Source organism: Bacillus sp. NPDC077027, from assembly GCF_050269555.1.
Taxonomy (GTDB): Bacteria; Bacillota; Bacilli; order Bacillales; family Bacillaceae; genus Bacillus.
This window is the reverse complement of the sequence record NZ_JBNNIO010000001.1, coordinates 329,955-351,049: the sequence shown is the minus strand read 5'-3', so window position 1 is coordinate 351,049 and position 21,095 is coordinate 329,955. Positions and strand designations below refer to the sequence as shown.

Annotated in this window: 22 protein-coding genes and 1 riboswitch; of the genes, 4 read left to right on the top strand and 18 right to left on the bottom strand. The window is 39.9% G+C overall.

Annotated features, from left to right (window positions below):
• The 6 genes from ACQKEZ_RS01935 to ACQKEZ_RS01910 all read right to left on the bottom strand — a co-directional run bounded on the left by ACQKEZ_RS01935 (window position 1) and on the right by ACQKEZ_RS01910 (window position 6,687).
• A complete protein-coding gene (locus ACQKEZ_RS01935) occupies window positions 1-513 on the bottom strand; it encodes an adenine phosphoribosyltransferase (RefSeq protein WP_427298322.1) in 513 nt (170 codons plus the stop codon).
• Between the two features lie 23 nt (window positions 514-536).
• Window positions 537-2,867 (bottom strand): single-stranded-DNA-specific exonuclease RecJ, encoded by a 2,331-nt coding sequence (recJ, locus tag ACQKEZ_RS01930; RefSeq protein ID WP_427298320.1) that lies wholly within the window; start codon window positions 2,865-2,867, stop codon window positions 537-539.
• An 81-nt stretch (window positions 2,868-2,948) separates the two neighbouring features.
• On the bottom strand, window positions 2,949-3,293 hold the full coding sequence (locus tag ACQKEZ_RS01925; RefSeq protein ID WP_427298318.1) for a LapA family protein: 345 nt from the start codon (window positions 3,291-3,293) through the stop codon (window positions 2,949-2,951).
• A gap of 114 nt (window positions 3,294-3,407) precedes the next feature.
• A complete protein-coding gene (locus ACQKEZ_RS01920) occupies window positions 3,408-3,896 on the bottom strand; it encodes a cation:proton antiporter regulatory subunit (protein ID WP_427298316.1) in 489 nt (162 codons plus the stop codon).
• A 224-nt stretch (window positions 3,897-4,120) separates the two neighbouring features.
• Window positions 4,121-6,349 (bottom strand): protein translocase subunit SecDF, encoded by a 2,229-nt coding sequence (secDF, locus tag ACQKEZ_RS01915; RefSeq protein WP_427298314.1) that lies wholly within the window; start codon window positions 6,347-6,349, stop codon window positions 4,121-4,123.
• A 41-nt stretch (window positions 6,350-6,390) separates the two neighbouring features.
• On the bottom strand, window positions 6,391-6,687 hold the full coding sequence (locus ACQKEZ_RS01910) for a post-transcriptional regulator (RefSeq protein WP_427298312.1): 297 nt from the start codon (window positions 6,685-6,687) through the stop codon (window positions 6,391-6,393).
• Window positions 6,688-6,803: 116 nt separating this feature from the next.
• On the opposite strand from ACQKEZ_RS01910, the gene spoVB reads away from it, so the two are divergent.
• The gene (gene spoVB / locus ACQKEZ_RS01905) at window positions 6,804-8,354 is read left to right on the top strand and encodes a stage V sporulation protein B (RefSeq protein ID WP_427298310.1); all 1,551 of its coding nucleotides are present in this window, start codon (window positions 6,804-6,806) and stop codon (window positions 8,352-8,354) included.
• 2 nt (window positions 8,355-8,356) lie between these two features.
• Here the strand turns inward: spoVB and ACQKEZ_RS01900 are convergent, their stop codons facing one another.
• Complete coding sequence (locus tag ACQKEZ_RS01900) at window positions 8,357-9,016, bottom strand: DUF421 domain-containing protein (protein WP_427298308.1); 660 nt, start codon at window positions 9,014-9,016, stop codon at window positions 8,357-8,359.
• Window positions 9,017-9,182: 166 nt separating this feature from the next.
• Between ACQKEZ_RS01900 and ACQKEZ_RS01895 the strand changes: the two genes are divergently transcribed.
• Window positions 9,183-9,560 (top strand): TIGR04086 family membrane protein, encoded by a 378-nt coding sequence (locus tag ACQKEZ_RS01895; protein WP_427298307.1) that lies wholly within the window; start codon window positions 9,183-9,185, stop codon window positions 9,558-9,560.
• Window positions 9,561-9,610: 50 nt separating this feature from the next.
• On the opposite strand, the gene yajC is transcribed toward ACQKEZ_RS01895, so the two are convergent.
• The 7 genes from yajC to ACQKEZ_RS01860 all read right to left on the bottom strand — a co-directional run bounded on the left by yajC (window position 9,611) and on the right by ACQKEZ_RS01860 (window position 14,641).
• Window positions 9,611-9,880: a preprotein translocase subunit YajC gene (gene yajC / locus ACQKEZ_RS01890; RefSeq protein WP_427298305.1), complete on the bottom strand. Its 270-nt coding sequence runs from the start codon at window positions 9,878-9,880 to the stop codon at window positions 9,611-9,613.
• Between the two features lie 45 nt (window positions 9,881-9,925).
• On the bottom strand, window positions 9,926-11,071 hold the full coding sequence (gene tgt, locus ACQKEZ_RS01885; protein WP_427298303.1) for a tRNA guanosine(34) transglycosylase Tgt: 1,146 nt from the start codon (window positions 11,069-11,071) through the stop codon (window positions 9,926-9,928).
• 27 nt (window positions 11,072-11,098) lie between these two features.
• On the bottom strand, window positions 11,099-12,127 hold the full coding sequence (gene queA / locus ACQKEZ_RS01880; RefSeq protein WP_427298301.1) for a tRNA preQ1(34) S-adenosylmethionine ribosyltransferase-isomerase QueA: 1,029 nt from the start codon (window positions 12,125-12,127) through the stop codon (window positions 11,099-11,101).
• A gap of 34 nt (window positions 12,128-12,161) precedes the next feature.
• On the bottom strand, window positions 12,162-12,362 hold the full coding sequence (locus tag ACQKEZ_RS01875) for a DUF2905 domain-containing protein (RefSeq protein WP_427298299.1): 201 nt from the start codon (window positions 12,360-12,362) through the stop codon (window positions 12,162-12,164).
• Window positions 12,355-13,359, bottom strand: coding sequence for a Holliday junction branch migration DNA helicase RuvB (ruvB, locus tag ACQKEZ_RS01870; RefSeq protein WP_427298297.1), 1,005 nt, complete (start codon window positions 13,357-13,359; stop codon window positions 12,355-12,357). Before ruvB ends, ACQKEZ_RS01875 begins: the two co-directional genes overlap by 8 nt.
• Before the next feature lie 11 nt (window positions 13,360-13,370).
• Window positions 13,371-13,976 (bottom strand): Holliday junction branch migration protein RuvA, encoded by a 606-nt coding sequence (gene ruvA / locus ACQKEZ_RS01865; RefSeq protein ID WP_427298295.1) that lies wholly within the window; start codon window positions 13,974-13,976, stop codon window positions 13,371-13,373.
• A gap of 149 nt (window positions 13,977-14,125) precedes the next feature.
• Window positions 14,126-14,641 (bottom strand): BofC C-terminal domain-containing protein, encoded by a 516-nt coding sequence (locus tag ACQKEZ_RS01860; protein WP_427298293.1) that lies wholly within the window; start codon window positions 14,639-14,641, stop codon window positions 14,126-14,128.
• A 228-nt stretch (window positions 14,642-14,869) separates the two neighbouring features.
• On the opposite strand from ACQKEZ_RS01860, the gene ACQKEZ_RS01855 reads away from it, so the two are divergent.
• A complete protein-coding gene (locus tag ACQKEZ_RS01855; protein ID WP_427298291.1) occupies window positions 14,870-15,514 on the top strand; it encodes a protein kinase family protein in 645 nt (214 codons plus the stop codon).
• A gap of 68 nt (window positions 15,515-15,582) precedes the next feature.
• On the opposite strand, the gene ACQKEZ_RS01850 is transcribed toward ACQKEZ_RS01855, so the two are convergent.
• Together ACQKEZ_RS01850 and thiC are read right to left on the bottom strand one after the other, a co-directional pair.
• Window positions 15,583-15,765, bottom strand: a complete 183-nt coding sequence (locus tag ACQKEZ_RS01850; RefSeq protein WP_427298289.1) for a hypothetical protein — start codon at window positions 15,763-15,765, stop codon at window positions 15,583-15,585.
• Window positions 15,766-16,068: 303 nt separating this feature from the next.
• The gene (thiC, locus tag ACQKEZ_RS01845; RefSeq protein WP_427298287.1) at window positions 16,069-17,817 is read right to left on the bottom strand and encodes a phosphomethylpyrimidine synthase ThiC; all 1,749 of its coding nucleotides are present in this window, start codon (window positions 17,815-17,817) and stop codon (window positions 16,069-16,071) included.
• Window positions 17,818-17,950: 133 nt separating this feature from the next.
• Window positions 17,951-18,061, bottom strand: a riboswitch (TPP riboswitch).
• 236 nt (window positions 18,062-18,297) lie between these two features.
• Here thiC and ACQKEZ_RS01840 point away from each other — a divergent pair.
• Entirely contained in the window at window positions 18,298-18,930 is a 633-nt protein-coding gene (locus ACQKEZ_RS01840) for a LysE family transporter (protein ID WP_427298285.1), read from the top strand.
• Window positions 18,931-18,990: 60 nt separating this feature from the next.
• On the opposite strand, the gene ACQKEZ_RS01835 is transcribed toward ACQKEZ_RS01840, so the two are convergent.
• Window positions 18,991-19,605: a YhcN/YlaJ family sporulation lipoprotein gene (locus tag ACQKEZ_RS01835; RefSeq protein WP_427298283.1), complete on the bottom strand. Its 615-nt coding sequence runs from the start codon at window positions 19,603-19,605 to the stop codon at window positions 18,991-18,993.
• A gap of 131 nt (window positions 19,606-19,736) precedes the next feature.
• Window positions 19,737-20,972, bottom strand: coding sequence for a SafA/ExsA family spore coat assembly protein (safA, locus tag ACQKEZ_RS01830; RefSeq protein WP_427298281.1), 1,236 nt, complete (start codon window positions 20,970-20,972; stop codon window positions 19,737-19,739).
• Window positions 20,973-21,095: the final 123 nt, after the last annotated feature.

Genomic DNA, 21,095 nt, shown 5'->3' with positions numbered 1-21,095 from the left:
TTAGTATTGCATTAAAGTCAGGATGTCATATCCGTCAAGCTTCTTTCTACCATCAAGATAAGTAAGCTCGATTAAAAATGCAATGCCGGCTACAATTCCGCCTAGTTCTTCCACAAGTTTAATGGAGGCTTCAATTGTTCCACCTGTTGCAAGCAAGTCATCCGTAATCAATACACGTTGCCCCGGACGAATGGCGTCTTTATGAATTGTTAGTACATCCTTGCCATATTCTAGACCATATTCAACTTTCACCACTTCACGTGGAAGTTTCCCTTCTTTACGAACCGGTGCAAAGCCAATACCAAGAGCGTAAGCGACAGGGCAGCCGATAATAAAACCTCTAGCCTCTGGTCCAACGATCAGATCAATGTCTCTTTCCTTTGCGTAATCAACAATTTGATCTGTTGCATAGCGATATACTTCGCCTTTATCCATTAATGTTGTAATATCTTTAAATTGTACACCCGGCTTTGGATAGTCTGGTACAACCGTCACATATTGTTTTAAATCCATCTTTTTCTTATCCTCCTCGTATGTCAAAGCACAGCTGAGACTTCTCTCATCATGCTATTTAGCCATTCCTTCAGTTCTTTTGCTGAGGAATATGTTAGTTTTTGATCGAGTTCCATCAATCCTTGTTTTGCTGTATATGACGGTGATGCCGATAAATCTTTTTTAGGGGCATCAAGGGCAACTGACAGCACACCATTCTCTATTTTAACAAAACCTAGTTCAAAAAACACCTTTGTCATGAAAATGATTGTTTCTTTTGTCCATCCTTTATGTTTAGCTAGGTCCATACCGTGTGCTTTTATATCAAAGCTCTTTCGTTTGAGCAAAAAGCCATAGTACCATTTAAATTGGTCACGTGAAGGGAAGGCTGACATAAAGTGGTCTTCTTTTTTTTGAAACACCGTATAAATTCGTGCTGGCTGCTTATTTTCAAGCAACTGCTCTAAAATTTGTACGTCTTGCGGGAAATCAGCTAAAATGACATACTTTTCCTTTAGATCTAATGCTGAGATATTGTCAGAATCAACAACAATGATGTTCGCTTCAAGTGAAGAGTCTGCTTTCGTCTCTTCTCCGAAACAAAGAATGAGCCGCTTCTCTTCATCAAGGTCTGCCACTTTCTTTTCCCACTCTTTTTTGCCTCGCAAATCAAATAATTGCCATTCATCTACACGTGCATCTTTTAGCATTAATTGTGGCTTCTTCCGGTTATTCCATTCATTGATCGACATTTCTCCAATAACAGATATGCTTGATCCTGGCACAATTTCTTCCTTTAGTTCTCCTTGGTGAAAACCAACACAATCAAGGATTGTCTCTTCATCTTTTAAAGACATTTTGATATGGTTATGATTCGCACCAATTGTCCGAATTTCTTCAAGTTGTGCATCCTCTATCATGATAAATGGCTTTGGGTTATGCATCCCAAATGGGGATAAGAGACTAACCTCTTCAATGGCTTCCACTGTGATCTCGTCTACTTTGCAAACCGCATCGATTCGTTGAATTGGGATAAAGTCTTCCTCTGTCAATGTCTCCTCAGCAAATTGATTCAGCTTTTCCCTTAATAAAGGGACATCTTCTACACGCAAGGTCATTCCCGCTGCCATCGGGTGCCCCCCAAAGTGCGGCAGAATGTCACGGCATTTGCTCAAATGAAAGAACAAATCAAATCCAGCTATACTCCGTGCAGACCCTTTTGCCATCCCTGTTTCTTCATCAATTCCGAGAACAATTGCTGGACGAGAAAACTTATCTGTCAGTTTAGAAGCAACAATTCCCACAACTCCTGGATTCCATCCAGTTTTCGCCACTAGAATAGCCGAATGGTCTTTTTGTTCTTCATTCACCATTTGAATCGCTTCATCAGTGATGGTACTGACAATTTTCTGACGTTCTTTATTTAACTCTTGAACCAAACGAGCAAGCTCTTCCGCTTCATCAAGATGCTCTGTCATCAAAAGATGTACAGCTGGATCTGCCTGTTCAATTCGACCAACAGCATTGATTCTTGGTGCTAGTTGAAATCCGACCGTTTCTTCATTTGCCTCATCGAGATTAGCTCCCGCCTCTTTCATTAACGCTTTAAGCCCAGGGCGATTTGTTTTACGTAATTGAATCAACCCTTTTTTAGCGATCAGTCTATTTTCATCATGAAGTGGCACAAGGTCAGCAATCGTTCCAATTGCCGCTAAATCAAGCAAATGAACTGGCACTTCACCAATCAGAGCATGGGCGACCTTCAGAGCAACACCTACACCAGCAAGTTCTTTAAATGGATACGTACAGCCCGGTTGTTTAGGATGTACAATCGCATGTGCTTCGGGTAATTCTTCACCTGGTTCATGGTGATCGGTAATAATGAGGTCGAGTCCAATTTCTTTTGCAATACGTGCCTCATGTACAGCCGCAATACCAGTATCAACTGTAATAATTAAAGAAGCACCTTGCTCCTTCAAGTGCCGAAACGCTTGTTCATTTGGTCCATAGCCTTCTTTAAATCGATCTGGAATGTAGAAATCTACCTTCGCAGAACGCTCTTTTAATGTATGTAAAAGCACAGATGTACTCGTAACACCGTCTGCATCATAATCTCCAAAGATAACAATCGATTCCTGCTCTTCAATCGCTTTATTGATGCGGTCTACCGCTTCTTTCATACCCTTTAGCAAAAACGGATCATGAAAAACGTTTTTTTGATCAAATAAAAAGGATCTCGCTTCCTCTACATCTTCGAGACCTCTTGTCACTAGAAGCGACGCAGTCAGCGCTGAAATGTTCAGATTTTCAGAGAGTGATTTCACTTTTTCTTCGCTTGGATGTTCATATTCCCAGCGCATTTTGGATAATAACATAAATTCACCCCTCAACCACACTATTATACTAGAGTGGACTGAGGGGTTTCAATTTTTATTTTATGAAATGTACGCTTAGGATTACTTTTTCTTTTGATCGAAAGGGACTTGTTGATCTTGAATTGGCTTGGCATTCGGTTTCACGCGATCTGTCTTGTCCGTTGTTGAGTGAACTGGTTTTGGTGCTGCTTCCTGTTCAGCTTTTAACATTTTCACTTCACGTTTCAGTTTAAAGATTTGAAAGATTCCTGCAAAAGCCACAATCAAACCGCCCATCAGCACAGAGCCGATAATGACAAGGATAAGTGGCCATTCAGCTTTCCCAAATAAGTAGTCAACCTGTACAGGTGCCACATTAATCACTGCGAAAACAGAGACAATCAACACAAAAATAAATGCAAGAATAATGGTCCATTGTTTATTCATTAAAATTCCCCCAGACTTTTTCTTTTTATCTATCTTCCCTATTCTCTCACAGTTTTAAACACGCTTACGTATAAACGAGAGAAAACGAATCTTAAAAGGGATAGGAGAAAATGATTAATTGCTAAGTTTTTCCTTAATCAAATTTTTCAATTCTTTTCTTTCACCTGAAATGACGAGTGTATCACCATCTTCAATAAGGGTTTCAGGTCCTGGATTTAGAATTTTTTCGTGTGTTTTTTTCACCATGGCAATCACTGTTACGTCATAATTTTGACGAACATCTAAATCTCCAATGGTTTTCTGAACAGCAGGTGCCCCCTTTTCAATCTTAAACCATTCAATAATCAATTCATCAATTGCCACTTCCACTGTCTCGAGCGCCTTTGGCTTATACACGACACCGCCCAAAATAGCAGAAATTTGTCTTGCTTCATCATCATTTAATGTAATACTTGAGATAGATTCCTCATGATCATCTTCATCAAAATGATACATTTCACGTCTACCGTCATTATGTGTAATAATCGCGAGCTTGTCATTGTTTCTTGTGACAATTTCGGCCTTGTGACCGATACCTGGCAGTTCAGTTTCCCGAACCTTCATAACAAACAGCCCCTCCAATTAATCAAGACAAATGTCCACGAAAGACATCTGCTTATATACTTATCTAAACGTATGTCATTATAGCAAAAGACCCTTTCAAGATCAATGAAACCCGAAATTTTTAAAAAACAGCAATCTGCCATCATCTCATTCCTTGTATTACTTATGAACGTCTGTCTTTAGGCCATTTAAAAAAAAGCTACCTATTGAGGTAGCTTTTTTTATTAAATATCATGTTCTGTCTCTTCTTTTGAAGGATTTTTCAGTTCTTTGCTTTTCCACATTAGCCATATCTGTGCCGCAATGTAAAGGGAAGAATATACCCCTGTCAACAGTCCGACTAATAATGCAATTGAGAAGTTCGTAATGGACGCTGAGCCAAAAATCATTAATGCGACAACAACGACCAATACAGTTAACACCGTATTCACTGATCGTGTAAATGTTTGCTGTAAGCTCAGGTTCACAATGTGAGATAATTCTTCAACCGTTTTCGGTTTACGTTTCCTCATTTGCTCACGTACCCTATCGAAGGTAACGATTGTATCGTTAATGGAGTAGCCGATGACCGTCAATATGGCAGCGATGAAGGTGACATCCACCTCTAAACGCGTAATACTGAAGAATACGATGATGAAAAACGCATCATATAAAAGTGAGATAATCGAAGCGATCGCCATCTTGTATTCGAAACGAATCGATACATAAATGATAATGCCGATTGATGCAATAATCACAGCATACAGTGCGTTTCGTGCCAGCTCCTTCCCAACAGTAGGGGAAACCGTACTAACATTTGGCTCTGCTCCATATTTATCTTTAAAATAATCTTTTATTTCAGCAATCTTCTCTTTATTTGGTACACCAACAAATCGAGCGCCTGCTTGATTCTCTTTTTGACCAGATAAGACAACAGAATCTGCTTCAAGATCTAGACTCTTAAAGTCTTTTTCAATTTGCGCTGTTGTTAGCTTCTGATCACTTTGAATATCTACTCTCGTTCCACTTGTAAAATCAATACCAGCATTTAGCTTGAAGATTAACAACACAATGATACCAGCAATTGTCACAACACTTGAGAAAATCATAAAACCTTTGCGTTTGCTGACAAAATCCCATTTATCAAATGGTGTTTTAGGCTCTGTATTTACTGTTGTTTCATGGATGTCAAAGATGTCTTTTTTACGTACACCAAACCAGCCTTTTTTCCGATCGAGATATTTGCTTTCCACAAGCAAACCAAGTAAAAATCTTGATAGGAAGACGGCTGTGATAAAGCTTGTTAATATGGATAGGATGAGCATGGTCGCAAATCCTTTAACAGAGCTTGTACCGAAGAAGAACAGCACTCCGCCCGCAATAATACTTGTAATGTTCGCATCAAAAATTGTTGCAAATGATCTGCGATTACCCGATCTGAAGGCTGAACGAACTGTTTTCCCTAGCTTTAGTTCCTCTTTAATCCGCTCGTACGTAATAATGTTTGCATCTACAGCCATCCCAACACCGAGAATAAGAGCAGCAATTCCCGGAAGTGTCATGACAGCGCCCATCCAATCAAATATTTGAAGCGTGATGTAAATATATGCGGATAGTGTGATGACAGCAATAAGACCAGGAAGGCGGTAATAAAGCAACATAAATAAGAAAATAAGTGCAATCCCTACGATCCCTGCAAATACGGTTTCATTTAATGCTTGCTCACCAAACTGTGCACTAACAGAAGTCGAATATTTCTCCGTTAATTTCACTGGAAGTGCGCCAGCATTTAAAATGCTTGCGAGGTCTTTCGCCTCTTGTACAGTAAAACTTCCTTCAATCTGAACATCACTGCTGTTAATCACTTGATTCACATTTGGAGCAGAAACGTACTTATGGTCCTCCTTTGTTACTTCTTTTTTGAAGGAGTCTCCTTTGTCATAATCAAGCCAAATGACGAGCTGGTTGTTTGGTGCCATTGCTGCAACCTTTTTCGTCACATCTCCGAATTTCCCTGCATCCTTTAGCTTAACAGTCACAATAGGTTCATTCGTTTGGTTAAACGTCTGTTTCGCTCCGTTTTCCACAAGGTCTGATCCGTTTAAGAGTTCTTTATCATTTGTGTCTCTAAACGAAAGCTCAGCTTCCGTTGATAAAATTTCCCTTGCTCGGTTTTGATCTTTTACCCCTGCTAGCTGTACGCGAATTCGGTTGTTCCCTTCGATTGAAATGTTCGGCTCACTAACACCAAGAACATTCGCTCTTCGGTTTAATGCTTCAACCGTACTGACAAGAACATTGTTTGTAATCTTGTCCCCTTTTTTAACAGGATGTACATCATACAAGACCTCAAATCCACCTTGCAGATCAAGCCCAAGCGTGATGTTGTTTGCTACAGGCTTTGTAAAATAGCCTACACCGGTTCCAATTAAAAGAACCACCAAGAAAAACGCAAGAATGCGCCCTTTTTTCATTATGTATTTCCTCCTTACGCACCTATATCCATTTACATGGCTTACTTCAACAGTTCATCTAGCATATTTTTCCCATCTTCACTGTCCAAAATAGCAGACGTTTTAAACGACTGAACAGTTGCATAGTTCATAAATTCGCCAATTTTCACAGACAAAATGTCAGTGACCATTTCATGAATAGGATGTTCTTGTCTTTTTTTCCATTTCTTATTCTCTAAGTATGACCATAATTCCTCTAAATCTACATCTTTATAGCCCAAAATGATGAACTCTTCAAGTTTGCTGAACAGAAAAGGCTTTAAATGATCTTTATACATAGCTGCTGGATGCTTTTCCAAAGTAGATGCACTCCTTTTCAGTTTTTTATCTAGAGACTTGTCATGCTTGGACGATATACACGCATATCTTATTGTATATGATTCTATGTCGTTTGAGAAGGCAGGTGATCTGTGATTTGACGAAGCAGACTTTTTTAAAAGGTACGATTATTTTAATTTTAGCAGGTTTTATCACCAGAGTATTAGGTTTTGTCAATCGAATTGTGATTGCCCGGTTTATCGGCGAAGAGGGTGTTGGCCTTTACATGATGGCTGCACCGACTTTTTTTCTCGCTGTGACACTTACACAGTTTGGTCTTCCTGTTGCGATTAGTAAGCTAGTGGCAGAGGCTGAGGCACGAGGTGACAAGAAGAAAACAAGACATATTCTGGTCATGTCACTTGCAGTTACTGGGACTTTAAGTCTGATCTTCACTCCTCTGTTTTTATGGTTTGCACCGATCATGGCTGAAACCATGCTCACTGACCCAAGAACAGTATACCCACTTCTTGCAATCACACCAGTTGTTCCAATTATTGCTGTCTCTAGTGTACTGAGAGGTTATTTTCAAGGAAGGCAACAGATGAGTCCACTTGCGGTCTCTCAAGTACTCGAACAGGTTGCCCGTATATCCCTCGTCGCTGTATGTACGACTGCATTTTTACCGTATGGCATTGAATTTGCGGCAGCTGGGGCAATGATTTCTTCTGTTATTGGGGAAATGATTTCACTCGCCTATTTAATGATAGCGTTCCGATATAAAAAGACCATCCGTATTCGCAAGCGCTTTTTTAAAGCCATTCATGAAGGCAAGGATACATTTAAACAGTTGATGAGTATCTCATTACCTACAACTGGCAGCCGTTTTATTGGGAACATCTCTTGGTTTTTAGAGCCAATAGTTGTTGCGCAAAGTCTTGCTATTGCAGGTTATGCGGCCGTCGAGGCAACGAGGCAATATGGTGAACTGACAGGCTTTGCTCTGACATTACTCACCCTTCCTAGCTTTATTACCTATTCGCTTTCTACCGCGCTTGTCCCTGCCATCAGTGAAGGGATGGAGCAAAAAAAGCAAAAAACGGTGGAATACAGATTGCAGCAAGCGATGCGACTCTGTCTCCTTAGTGGCGGTATTTCATGTATTTTACTGTTTGTCTATGCAGAAGATTTAACCTTTTTTATGTATGGCTCATCTCACGCAGCCATTTATGTCAAGTTCATGGCACCATTTTTCTTACTGTATTATTTCCAAGGTCCCCTTCAGGCTGTCCTTCAAGCATTAAATTTAGCGGGTGCAGCGATGACAAATAGTTTAATTGGAGCTGTTGTGAAAACGGTGCTCATTTTCGTTCTTGCCTCACAGCCTCACTTCGGGATCATGGGGGCAGCTCTTGCCATTTTGATTGGCATCGTGCTTGTGACACTTTTGCATGCTGCAACTGTTGGTAAAGTATTGCCCATTCATATACCAGTGAAAGAATATGCATTATGTGCGTTCGTCATCCTAGGGACAGGTGCAGTCAGCATGTGGCTAAAACATCAAATCAACTTCTCTTTTTCCGCATCAATCGAGTTATTGATCTTCATCTTCATCACTTGTTTACTGTATGTCACTCTATTAATCTGTTTGGGTTTAATCAAACGAGAAGAGCTTCGTCGTATCCCGTTTATAGGGAAGTTGTTATAATCTCAGCTTCCCTGTATTTCATCTTTGATGTCAATATAAAAAGCACCTTCATTAAAACTGCAAAACGAAATGTCTTCTAAGTGATGGTAGCCCCTTTTGACAAGCTGATCCTTTAACCACTTCTCATCTTTATAGATCATTTTTAAGTGCTCATGTTGGATTATTCCATCTGCAATGAGTGGAAGTTCAAGCTGAGCATGCTTTCGTTTATTTTCCTTTTCCACCACAGCAAGTTTTCCAGATGGTTCAAGAATGGCATAAGATACATCCTGAATGCTATCGATATTATTTTCTCTCAGCTGAATAAGCAAATCATCGAAATTATAACGTTGCTTCCGCATTGCACCTTCATCAATCTTTCCATTAATAATAATTAAGGTTGGTTTTCCATCAAGCAACCGGCGCACACCTTGAAATTTTAAAGATAGGTAAGCGAGTGAGATTTGAATCACGGTTAATAGTAAAATCGGCCAAACCGTATGAAGCATATGATCCTCTACTTCTTCTATCGCAAGAACTGCTATCTCAGCGATCATCATAAAAATGACGAGGTCTAAAATACTGAGCTCACCAATTTCTCTTTTTCCCATTAACCGAAAGATGAACCAAATGAGAAAATAGAGAACAATCGTGCGAAACGAGATAATCAAAATGTCCTGCATTTCTCTCACATCCTCCTCTCTTCATTCTTATCTTGTGTTAAAAAACTTTATTTATGTAGAAAAGAGATGTCTTGTTTTTAAGCAGGAATTCATGTCTATTTTCCCTTTTAGGTGAATACATTTTAGAAAAGACAGGCTTGGTTTTATTTGAGAGGAGACGAATAAAATGCAGGAGACAAAACAAATAGGAAAAGGAATCTTATCAGGCTTAATCGCCATATTTGCTGTTATGATTGCAACAAGTTTACTCGTATCACTTATGCTCACATTTACAAAAATGCAGGAAACATCGTTCACATGGGTGATCATGATTTTATCCTTTATTGCACTATTTATGGGGGGGATCATTTCAGGTGGAAAAGCAAGAGAACGCGGGTGGTTCATCGGTGCAATGACTTCATTGATTTTTTCCCTCACGGTGTTTTTATTTCAATATCTTGGCTTTGGAAAAACATTTTCAGTTGAGCAGTTGATCTATCATGTCGCATTTTTAGGGATTTGCATGTTTGGCGGGATCATCGGGGTCAATCTTCGAGGTAAATAAAAAAAGAGCGGTTTTTCATCGCTCTTTTTTTACTGCTATGTATAAAAGTATTAGCTTTTATCAGCATTTACTTCTCTTATAGCACGTCGTTCGAATGTTAAACGGTTGTTTTCGCTCGTTTTGATGACAACAATTGTCTCATCGATTGAGTCGATTTCACCATGTAAGCCGCCGATTGTGACAATCTTATCGCCTTTTGATAAAGACTGTTGCATCTGACGCACAGCTTTTTGTTGCTTTTGCTGTGGACGAATTAATAAGAAGTAAAGCACAGCAAACATGACAACAATCATAATAATTGAACCCATACCACCATCCATTGAATTTCACCCCTTTCTAATGTATAAAAGCCTTTCGTTTATGCGTTAAAAGTTTTTGGCATTCGGTTTGTTAAAGCCATAACGCTCAAAAAACTCTTCTCTAAAATCACCTAAACGATCCTCACGGATAGCTTCTCTCACTTGCTCCATTAATTTTAACAGAAAATGCAGGTTATGATAAGTTGTTAATCGAATTCCGAACGTTTCATTTGTACGAATTAAATGTCTAATGTAAGCACGTGTGTAATTTTTACACGTATAGCAGTCACAATTTTCATCAATCGGTCTAAAATCACGCTCGTATTTCGCATTTTTCACAACAAGGCGTCCTTCACTTGTCATCAGCGTTCCATTTCTAGCAATTCTCGTTGGCAGAACACAGTCAAACATATCCACTCCTCGAATCGCACCATCAATGAGAGAATCTGGGGAGCCAACGCCCATTAAATATCTTGGTTTGTCCGTTGGCAGTAGTGGTGTTGTAAATTCAAGAACACGGTTCATGACATCTTTCGGTTCACCAACAGACAGCCCACCAATCGCATATCCTGGGAAATCAAGTGATACTAGGTCTTTTGCACTTTGTTTACGCAGTTCTTCGTATTCTCCCCCTTGGACAATTCCAAAGAGTCCTTGATCATTTGGACGTTGATGTGCACTTAAGCAGCGCTCTGCCCAGCGACTAGTGCGTTCAACAGATAGCTTCATGTAATCATACTCTGCTGGATATGGCGGACATTCATCAAATGCCATCATAATGTCCGATCCAAGTGCATTTTGGATATCCATTGCTTTTTCTGGCGAGAGGAAGAGTTTATCTCCGTTCAAATGGTTGCGAAAATGAACGCCCTCTTCTTCAATTTTTCTAAACTCACTTAATGAAAATACTTGGAATCCGCCCGAATCGGTTAAAATTGCTCGATCCCAATTCATAAACTTGTGAAGTCCGCCTGCCTCTTTGACAATGTCATGCCCAGGACGTAACCATAAGTGATACGTGTTGCTTAATATAATCCCTGCTTCCATTGCTTTCAGCTCTTCTGGTGCCATTGTTTTAACGGTAGCAAGTGTGCCTACTGGCATAAAAACGGGCGTTTCAAAGGAGCCGTGTGGTGTATGCACACGGCCAAGACGTGCTCCTGTTTGTTTGCATGTTTTAATGAACTCATAACGTATCGGTAGTTGCGACAATGAATGAGCCCTCCTATCTCTGATGTTTTATTGGATGAGCATCGCATCGCCGAAGCTAAAAAATCGATACTCTTTTTCAACAGCTTCTTCATAAGCATGAAGGACATGATCACGTCCAGCTAAAGCACTAACGAGCATGATTAACGATGATTTCGGCAAATGGAAATTGGTTATCATTCCATCAATTGCTCGAAACGTATAGCCTGGATAAATAAAGATGGATGTCCAGCCGCTTGATTCTTTAAATACACCCTGATTTGCAGTGGCAATGGTTTCAAGTGTCCTTGTAGAGGTCGTTCCAACTGAGATGATGTTCCCACCGTCCTGTTTCACTCGGTTAAGCAGTTCAGCCGTTTCTGCACTCATTTCATAAAACTCAGCATGCATTTCATGCTCTTCCACACTTTCTGCACTGACTGGTCTAAACGTCCCTAGTCCAACATGGAGTGTAATAAAGGCAATATGCACCCCTTTTGCTTTCAGCGCACCTAGCAATTCAGTCGTAAAGTGTAAACCGGCTGTCGGTGCTGCGGCAGATCCAACTTCTTTTGAATAGACCGTTTGATAACGCTCTCTATCATCTAGTTGTTCCTTAATATACGGAGGCAATGGCATTTCGCCAAGTGATTCTAGCACTTCATAAAAGATGCCCGTATATTGAAATTCAACCTTTCGACCACCATGCCCTAATTCCTCCGTACACACAGCGCGAAGTCTACCATCTCCAAATGTAATGATCGTTCCTTCTTTCACACGTTTCGCAGGTTTGACAAGTGTTTCCCACTTGTCACCTTCTTCTTGTTTAAGAAGAAGTAGTTCAACCTTCGCTCCCGTGTCTTCCTTCATGCCAAAAAGCCGAGCAGGCAGAACGCGTGTGTTATTCAGGACAAGGCAATCCCCTTTTTGAAAATAGTCCACAATGTGAGAAAACGTAGAGTGCGTTAACTCACCTGTTTCCTTATGAAGCACCATTAACCTCGATGCATCTCTTTTCTCTAACGGGACTTGGGCAATGAGTTTCTCCGGTAAATCAAAATCAAATAGTTCTACTTTCATATTCTTCACCTATTCTGTAGTTAACTAGTTAACGTTATTTCATCCGTCCAAACACATTCAAAAGAATGGTCAAAATAAGACTAATAACGATACATGTAATAACCGGAAAGAAGAAGGTGACATTCCCTTTTTTCACAAAAATATCACCAGGAAGCTTTCCGACAAAATGAAATATAAGACCAGAAACAAAGAGCAGGCCACCTAAAATCATCAATATTTTAGGAAATTCAGTCACGAATCGGTACCTCCAATTGAAAATGTTCATACGCTTCTCGTGTCACGACCCTACCACGTGGCGTCCTTTGCAAGAAACCAATTTGCAGCAAATACGGCTCATATACATCCTCGATCGTATGTGATTCTTCCCCAATTGTTGCTGATATTGTATCAAGACCAACAGGACCACCTTTAAATTTTTCAATCATACTTAAAAGTAGTTTATGATCAATATGATCTAAACCAAGACGATCAACCTGTAATCTTTCCAATGCGTTCTGGGCAATTTCTTTTGTAATGGTTTGATTTCCAAGCACTTGTGCAAAGTCTCTCACCCTCCGAAGCAAGCGGTTTGCCACCCTTGGGGTACCGCGAGAACGTCTGGCAATCTCTTCTGCTGAGCGAATATCAATCCCAATTTCAAACAGCTCAGCCGTTCTTGCTACGATATGAGCTAAGTCCCTTTGTTCATAGTATTCCAATCTTGCATGCACACCAAACCTATCACGGAGTGGTGCCGTTAAAAGACCAACACGCGTGGTTGCTCCCACAAGTGTAAATGGGGGCAAATCAAGACGAACAGAACGAGCTGTATCACCTTTACCAATGACTATGTCAAGACAAAAGTCCTCCATTGCCGGATAAAGCACCTCTTCTATAGAACGTTGCAAGCGATGAATCTCATCAATAAATAGGACATCTCCTGGTTCAAGTGACGTCAGGATGGCTGCCAAATCTCCCGGACGTTCAATTGCAGGTCCAGACGTTGTACGGAGCTGTACATTCATTTCATTGGCAATAATAGAAGCAAGTGTCGTTTTACCAAGTCCAGGTGGACCATATAATAGCACATGATCCAATGTTTCCTGTCTCATACGAGCGGCTTCTATGAATACACTAAGATTATCTTTTACTTTTTGCTGACCAATATACTGGCTTAGCGTCTGTGGACGCAGACTTTGCTCAATGGCTGATTCATGGTTGTCTGCTTCAGTTGATACGAGCCGTTCATCCATGAGACATCACCCTATTTCAACATTTTTTGTAATGCTTTTTTCACATATTGATCGGTTGTGAGACCTTTCTCTTCTTTTAAAAAAGGAAGAACCTTTTTAATTTCACGGTCACCATAACCAAGCACACCTAATGCTTCAAGTGCTTCATCAAGTGCCGTTTGTTCAACTTGTTTTTGTATGCTCTCCTCGTGATTAAACAGGTTGCCAATCATCTCTGGTACAACATCTCCAAGCTTGCCTTTCAAATCAAGGATGATTTGACGCGCTGTTTTTTTGCCGACACCAGGGAATTTCACAAGAAATGCTTCATCCTCTTGTTCAATCGCCTCGATCACCGCACCTGGGTCACCTGAGGCTAAAATGGCTAAGGCTCCTTTTGGACCAATGCCTGTTACATTTAACAATTTTGTGAACAGCGCTTTTTCCTCTCTCGTTGAAAAACCGTAAAGAGAAAATGTATCTTCCTTTATGTAATGGTATGTGTAAATAGTTTCTTGTTTATTAACCTTATAAACAAATGGATTTGGGCTAAATACTTGATAACCGATTCCACCATTTTCAATGACAATATATTGTGGACACACATAATCAATGGTCCCTTTCACAAATTCTATCACCGTTTTTCACCTCTTTGACTGTTCTTCATTGTAACATAAAACAAGATGAAAACCGCAAAAAAAGTTAACGTATGTTCGCTAAAGTCAAATTCAGTCTCTTCCTATATAAAAAGCCTGCAGCACATATGCTAGCAAGCTTGTGTTTCCCATTAGAACGAGAATTCGTTTCGATAAGGCTTCATGACTTCAAGAACGTGCTCAAATTCAGCCTTTGTGCGAAAAGGAATGCCGTTTTGTAATTGTTCTTCGACATGGCTCTCTAAGCGGGACGTATCAATTTGAAAAAATAAATGAATCGGCTCGGACCAGCCGTCAGGTCTTCCGTGAAAAGTTGAAATAACACCTCCATCTGATAAGCCAATATAACCATTTGCTTTGCTCAGAGGGGAAATATCATCTATTTGTTTTCTAAAAAGGGCAAACCCTTCTCTTTGCTCCACAAGTGTCCATCCCTTGTAGGTCTCCCAAAATGCTTCCTTTGATGCTAATGTTGCTTGCTGCCTCTCAATGCTAACGTCACCATCTAAATATACTTTTTCAAGCTGTACAGTGATGATATCTGGATGCTTTTGAATATGTTCTTTTCCTTCGACATCATTTGCCAAGATGAACACACCTAACAGCAGTAAAAGCCCAGTGACTAAACATTTTATATTCGGTTTCACTATTTACACCTCTTTAGAAACATGAGATCGATTAATTGTACGTTTAGTTTGACCAATTACACCGTTCATTAACCAAAACCATATCATATATCGAGAGAACTGCCTTGGTGAAGTGTAAATCGTTGTGCACTTTTGGCGTTAATGTTATGTTTTATACAACCATTTTGTTTTTTCATGATTCGTTTTTCAGCCGCATAAACTGATACCAAAGAAGGTGGAGTACAAACGATGACATACGTAAAAAGCTTGGCTGAATCTATCATATATAACGAACAAAAACGTTGGAATAAACTTGTCAAAAAACCAAAAGAGCTTGAACTTGCTGGTAAAGGTAGAAGTGCCTATGTCTTTACTTACAAAAAAGACGGCAAAAAAATGGCCCTCAAGGTATTTTTCCCCTCTTTTCAAGCACTTGCCAAAAAAGAAGCCGCTATTTATGAAATATTATCTGGATCTAAATACTATCCTGCCATTTATGAATCTGGCGACAACTATATATTGATGGAATTTATTAAAGGAAACACATTCTACGAATGTTTAACAAAAGGAATTACCATTAAAAAGAACATGCTTGATCAAGTGGATGTTGCACTCGATGAAGCGAGAAAAAAAGGGCTCAATCCCTCTGATATTCATCTAAGAAACTTAATTTTAACAGCCGAAGGACGCATTAGGGTGATTGATGTTGCACGTTTTACACAAATAAAAACGTGTCATCAGTGGGAAGATTTAAAGGCAGCTTATGCCTATTACAAGAAACCATTTTTTCCAAAGAAAGCTCCTCGCCTGTGGCTTGAGGTCATTGCCTACTTGTATAAAAAGAACTGGCTTTCAAAAGGTCAACTAACGAATCGAAATGATTTTCTATCATAAATAAGCCACTTCTACTTAGAAGCGGCTTATTTTTTATCATGAGAAACGAAAATGACCGTTTCGTCTATTTATTCTGATTCAACATGGATACTATTGACATTTAATAGGTTAATGATATCGTTGTTCAGCTTAAACCAATTGTTCGATTCCTCAATTTTTTTATAAAAGTCATAGGTAGCGGGCCGTTTTAACTCGAATTTAAGCACTTCTCCATTATTCAAATGAAATGTTACATTAAATATTTTCATCATTCAAACTCCTTCCAATCTCTTTCTTTATCGCTAAGTTTTAACAAACCTGCTCTCCTTTCCCATTCTATACTGAACCCGTTTCCCCTGCTATTATCTTTTCAAACCTTGATAAATTTTTGATTAAATTTTTACAGATATTCAATATTCCTGGCTAATGCGTTAGATGAATTCAATTGTGGAGCACACATTTCCATCTCGTTGATTCCTTCATATGTTGTTTGCTAGGAAAGTTTCTTTGTAAAGCAATCTCAAGTGTTGTATAAAGACCCCGCACTGCCTATTGGCAAATGCGGGGTCTTTGTTTTATTGATAGATGTTGCTTCCTGCTTCAACGAATTCTTTTGCCTTTTTCTCCATTTCTTTCTTTACATCGTTCTCTTCATTAGCTTGATGCCTGATATCATGTGAGATTTTCATGCTACAAAATTTCGGACCGCACATCGAACAAAAATGAGCGGTTTTGGCACCTTCAGCCGGCAATGTTTCATCATGGTAGGCTAGTGCTCTCTCAGGATCAAGAGAAAGATGAAATTGATCACGCCATCTGAATTCAAACCTCGCTTTAGACAAGGCATCATCACGTTTTCGTGCACCTGGGTGACCTTTTGCTAAATCGGCGGCATGGGCTGCGATTTTATAAGCAATCACACCCTCTCTTACATCCTCTTTATTAGGAAGGCCTAGGTGTTCTTTCGGCGTTACATAACACAGCATTGCAGTCCCATACCATCCAATCATGGCTGCACCAATCGCAGATGTAATATGATCATATCCAGGAGCGATATCGGTTGTCAGCGGTCCAAGCGTATAAAAAGGTGCTTCTTTACAAATGTCCATTTGTATGTCTACATTTTCTTTTATTTTATGCATCGGGACATGTCCAGGTCCTTCAATCATCACTTGAATATCATGCTTCCACGCAATTTCTGTCAATTCACCGAGTGTATGTAACTCAGCGAATTGCGCTTCATCGTTTGCATCAGCGATTGAACCTGGTCTTAAACCATCACCTAAAGAAAAAGCAATGTCATAAGCTTTCATGATTTCACAGATTTCTTCAAAATGGGTATAGAGAAAATTCTCTTGGTGGTGTGCTAAACACCACTGTGCCATTATGGCACCGCCTCTTGATACAATACCTGTCACACGATCCACAGTCATTGGAATGTATCTCAGGAGAACACCTGCATGAATCGTAAAGTAATCTACCCCTTGCTCAGCCTGTTCAATTAACGTATCCCGATAAACCTCCCATGTTAAATCCTCAGCAATGCCGTTCACTTTTTCCAATGCTTGATAAATCGGCACTGTTCCAACAGGGACGGGGCAATTACGAATAATCCTCTCTCTTGTCGTATGAATATCTTTCCCTGTTGATAAATCCATCATTGTATCTGCTCCCCACCGAATCGCCCATGTCATTTTTTCAACCTCTTCTTCGATGGAGGATGTAACCGCAGAATTCCCTATATTGGCATTGATTTTCACGTGAAAATTCTTTCCGATAATCATTGGTTCGCTTTCAGGGTGATTGATATTAGATGGGATAACAGCTCTTCCTCTCGCGACTTCATCTCTTACAAATTCAGCGCTGACCTGTTCCCTAATGGCGATAAACTCCATTTCTGGTGTCACAATTCCTTGCTTAGCATAGTGCATTTGTGTCACACATGTCCCCTTTTTTGCACGAAGTGGCTGACGGGAAAGCTTAGGGTAATCGACACGTGCTCGCTTCGCTGATTGATAGCCGTTATCCTCTGGCTTCAAACGTCTACCCCCATAGGTCTCGACGTCATCACGCTCTTTGACCCAAGGAAGCCGAAGTGGCTTTAATCCCTTTGTTATATCAATATCAACCTCTTGATCTGTATAAGGGCCACTCGTATCGTATACTCGAAGCGGTTCGTTTACTTCGTCCCCAGTTGGAGTGAGGGTAATTTCTCTTTTCGGAACTAAAATGTCAGGTCTTGATCCTTGTTCATACACTTTCTTACTTCCGCTAAAGCTTGACATAATCGACATGTTTGACTGTAAAACCGTTTCATTTTTCATTTGCTGTTCTCCTTTTCTCTTTTCATATAAAAGGACAGGATTGAATCAGCACCAGCAAAAAAAAACCAGGCTCTATTTCAGAACCTGGATAGTCGTCAGAAAAAACATGATTGCCCGTCATCATGACAATCATATGTTATCTTCCATACTTCCCCACGCTGGTACGAGCCAGATCAGGTCCAAAGGGTTAAGAAGCTTGGACTTCTCTCTCAGCCCTTCAAAAAGGGCACCCCTAGTAACATTTAAATTTCTCCATCAGTGTAGCATAGACATTTTTCTAAAAAAAGCCTTTTTCAAAAAATAGGCATTTCACACTATATCGTCCTTTTATTCATTTGGTCAACGGATTTATATATACAGTTTTGTTCTCTTTAATCTTGTTTAAAATTTGAAATATCAGTTGATACATGGGCATTTATGTGTATAATTAATCTAAACGGAGAATTTTTATACAATGTTTTTTGAAGGAAGTTTTGCGATTTGAACACGTATCTCACATTTGTACTCGTTGGTTTTTCGATTGCTCTTCCCGTTGGAGCAATCACAGTCGAAATGACAAAACAAGGTTTGAAGAATGGGTTTTTCCACGGATTATCAGTCGGTATAGGTGGGATGACCATCGATGTTTTATTGATTTTGGCTCTTTATTTTGGACTTGCACAGTTTCTTGCACTACCATTTGTGCAAATTCCATTGTGGCTCATTGGTGCCGTTTTTTTATTTATGCTTGCATATGATTCGATTAAACATGCAGATCAGGACATTCACTTAGCAGGTGAGAAAGTCAATAGATCATTACTGAAAACATATCGTAATGGACTACTTGTTGCCGTGTCCCCTGGGAATCTTGTGTTTTGGGTTTCTGTGTTCGGCGCTGTTCTCGCTGATGCATATTCTAAGAGTGAATCATCTCAATTTATCATTGCAGCCCTTGGCATTTTAACTGGGATTCTAGCCCACGATATTGGATTACTTTCGATTGTCTCCCTGACAAGAAAAGTGATGAACCGAGCAATGATTAAATGGACATCTATTATCGCCGGCATTTTACTGCTTGGCTTTGGCTGTTATTTCATTTATGAATTTTATAAAGCGATGACATCTCTTTTTTAGACAAAAAGGCTAAAGTCAGTGTGAATTCACTTACTTTAGCCTTTTCTTATAGCAAGATGCTTATCGCGTCATACCAGTTTGACCTGCTTCAAACTGTGTTTTTCTCATTTCACGAAAGCGTGTAAACGTTCCTTCATCTTTGATGACTTGTACCGCTCTGCCATCTGCATATCGTGTTGCAGATTCTTCCACTTGGCTTAGTTCATCTGTCGAAAGATTTCCATCTGTTTTTAATGCGATGAACACATTTTCATCTGTTACCATCACTTGTGAATCTGTTACATGGTTCATTTTGTTTACACGGTTTGCAATCTTACGTGAACGTTGCACGTTTTCTTCTTTATCAAATCCAGAAAACGACATTTGCTCATGATAATTCATATCGCCATGACTGTATCGACCATCGCCACCAGTAAGCGGCATTCTTACGTGGTCTTCTGTGCCAGGACGGTTATTTACATTGGTCGTACCACCTCTCATCCCTTCCATAAGTTCTGAGATTGGTCCTTGATGATCTTGCGTATTTCCATCTGTTTGATTATTTGTGCTATAACCAACTGGTTGACCGGATTGATTATAACGTGTATTCACACCGGCATCATCTTGAGTGCCACATGCAGTTAACCCAATCGGCAGGAGAAACAATGCGAATGCTGTTTGCCACTTTTTTCTCAATGGAAAAACCTCCTGTGTTAAGATCTTCTGAGCATTTATACGCTCTTCTTTATCATGCACAGATGAGAGGGAATTCACGCTGTCAGTTATAAACAATCAAAAAAGGAACGATTTTCATCGTCCCCTTCCGTTTAATCATCCTCGCTTTCATCAGGTCTTGCGAATACTTGGCTACTTGGCTGCCCGAATTGCTGTGGATAAGCGCCCATTTGTCCGTAAGGCATTGCCATTGGCATTGCCATTGAGTTTGGATTTGGGTAAACACCCGGCCAAGCTGCATGCTGATGGTGTCCATGTTGTTTAAAACCATCATCACACCCGCAGTCGTCTTTTCCATAAGCAGTATTCGAAACATTTGGATAAAAACCTTGATTGGCATTGGCATTTACGTTCGCGTTTGCATTGGCATTCGGATGTGTATGATGCCAATGATGATCATTTGTATGGTGCTCCATGTTTTCACCATATACGAACGGAGCTTGATAAGCTGGATAGTACGGTTGCGCTGGATATGGATATGGCATGTGGTGATAGTATGGCTGAACTGGATAACAAAGTCCCGATCCAGGTAATATTGGTGATACAGGATACATCTGCTGCTGCGGAGGATATGGATATAAAGGAGGCGGATAATGACCATATCCATAATATGGGTCATGGTGTTCATGGTGGTGATGATGTTCTTTATTTTCTGCTATTCCTCCGACTGCTGCACCACCGACATTCGGCATTTGTGGAAAATTAGGCAGATTTGGATAATTGGCGTTTTCCAACTCTTTTCCCTCCTCTTTTTGATGGGGAATATGAACAAATGGATCATACCCTTTTCCTATCTCATCCTTTAAATGATCTTTGTGTTCATGATGATGGTCCTTATTTTCATGATGATGATCTTTTTTCTCATGATGATGGTCCTTTTTCTCGTGATGATGCTCCTTTTTCTCGTGATGATGCTCCTTTTTATGAGGTGGCGGCGTAAAAGGTTGATATAAATTGGTCTGATAGTAATTTACATCTACCTGCGGGAAAACAGGTTGCTCTACTTTTGGTACGGGCGGTACGTATGGAACCGGCTCGTTTGGTTTTTCTTTTGGCTTTGTATCCTGAACCTGCACGACATCTTTCGGTTTTTCTTTTACGTAAGGATGCTCTACTTTCTGTTCTTTTGGCTTCGGCATTTCTTTTACTTTGTGGTGATCTGTTTTGACAGGTACACCACCAGATGGAATTTTAATTTTCATGCCTGGCATGATCAAATCTGGGTTACTAAGCTGTGAATTCAGCTTTTTCAATTCATTAAAGTCGACTCCATATTTTTTGGAAATCTTCCAAAGAGAGTCTCCCTTTTGCACAATATGAATTTTCAACGTTTTCCCCTCCTATGCAAAACGTGAACGTAGCGAATATGTCAGAAATACAATATGTTTCTACACAAATTTATGCATATCTACAAGCCGATATGATAAAAACTTGTTTTAAAAGGAGGGGAT

Bases quoted from the DNA above. Each gene is read 5' to 3' on its own strand.
- ACQKEZ_RS01895 (WP_427298307.1), top strand. From the start codon at position 9,183: ATGCAGGAGACAAAACAAATAGGAAAAGGAATCTTATCAGGCTTAATC.
- recJ (WP_427298320.1), bottom strand. From the start codon at position 2,867: ATGTTATTATCCAAAATGCGCTGGGAATATGAACATCCAAGCGAAGAA.
- thiC (WP_427298287.1), bottom strand. From the start codon at position 17,817: ATGAAAAATGAAACGGTTTTACAGTCAAACATGTCGATTATGTCAAGC.
- ruvB (WP_427298297.1), bottom strand. From the start codon at position 13,359: ATGGATGAACGGCTCGTATCAACTGAAGCAGACAACCATGAATCAGCC.
- yajC (WP_427298305.1), bottom strand. From the start codon at position 9,880: ATGGATGGTGGTATGGGTTCAATTATTATGATTGTTGTCATGTTTGCT.
- ACQKEZ_RS01900 (WP_427298308.1), bottom strand. From the start codon at position 9,016: ATGCAGGACATTTTGATTATCTCGTTTCGCACGATTGTTCTCTATTTT.
- ACQKEZ_RS01935 (WP_427298322.1), bottom strand. From the start codon at position 513: ATGGATTTAAAACAATATGTGACGGTTGTACCAGACTATCCAAAGCCG.
- ACQKEZ_RS01855 (WP_427298291.1), top strand. From the start codon at position 14,870: ATGACATACGTAAAAAGCTTGGCTGAATCTATCATATATAACGAACAA.
- ACQKEZ_RS01920 (WP_427298316.1), bottom strand. From the start codon at position 3,896: ATGAAGGTTCGGGAAACTGAACTGCCAGGTATCGGTCACAAGGCCGAA.
- ACQKEZ_RS01925 (WP_427298318.1), bottom strand. From the start codon at position 3,293: ATGAATAAACAATGGACCATTATTCTTGCATTTATTTTTGTGTTGATT.
- ACQKEZ_RS01850 (WP_427298289.1), bottom strand. From the start codon at position 15,765: ATGATGAAAATATTTAATGTAACATTTCATTTGAATAATGGAGAAGTG.
- secDF (WP_427298314.1), bottom strand. From the start codon at position 6,349: ATGAAAAAAGGGCGCATTCTTGCGTTTTTCTTGGTGGTTCTTTTAATT.
- queA (WP_427298301.1), bottom strand. From the start codon at position 12,127: ATGAAAGTAGAACTATTTGATTTTGATTTACCGGAGAAACTCATTGCC.